The organism is Treponema endosymbiont of Eucomonympha sp., from assembly GCF_001028545.1.
This window is the reverse complement of record NZ_BBPW01000293.1, coordinates 1-800: the sequence shown is the minus strand read 5'-3', so window position 1 is coordinate 800 and position 800 is coordinate 1. Positions and strand designations below refer to the sequence as shown.

General features: G+C 60.5%; 1 protein-coding gene. It reads right to left on the bottom strand.

Features of this window, described 5'->3' with window-relative positions; all coding sequences use genetic code 11:
- Positions 1–416: 416 nt before the first annotated feature.
- Positions 417–800 (bottom strand): hypothetical protein (locus AWU74_RS11860; protein ID WP_187150910.1); only part of this gene is annotated, 384 nt, incomplete at its 5' end.

Here is an 800-nt window from a genome sequence, read left to right as displayed (position 1 = left end):
AGAGTGCCCGCCTTCGTGCGCCTGGGCGAAAAGTTCCGGTAGGTTCTCTCGGTAGCCTCGGCATAGAGACAGCGAATAGCCCAACACAGAGACAGCGAACAGGGCAGCACAGAGGCAACGAACAGGGCGGCACAGAGGCAACGTACTGGACAGCACAGAGACAGCGTACTGGACAGCACAGAGACAGCGAACAAAGCGGAAAGCCGACCCCCGCAAGCGGTAGCATGAGGCGTCTGCAAGAGAGGGCGCTCGGCTGGGCATAAAAAGAGGCGGGGAAGCGTTTCCGCCTCCCCGCCTGCTGTCTTGCCTTTCACCCTGCGTCCCGCCTTATGGCTCGCGCCCCTCGGCAGGCGACTGAGTGGAAACCCGCCGGCAGAACATACTCGGCACGGCGAGCACATCCCTGTCTACACTGCCTAGAATGCCGCGCGGTAGCCGAGGCGCAGTTCAAACGAATCCTGCCACACGGAAAGTCCGCACACGTCTACGCGCGCCGCCGCGTCCAGCGTTCCGCCGAAGACGGCGAATGAACAGAACGGCGCGGCGTATATGCCGAAACCGCGCTCGCCTTCAACGGTGACGGAGCGTCCCGACAAAGCCTTTTTTGACGCAAACGTAACATTTGCGCCGATTCTGTCCGTTCCGTCGCGGGCGGCGGAATACGGCTCGGCAAAAACAGCGACATTCATGCCGAGCGGCTCGGTGATATAAAACAAACCCGAATCGTTTTCTTCGTTGTATACCGACTCCGGCGCGCTGTATGTGGTAATAACGAAGCGCAGCGGGTCGATTGCAAAGCG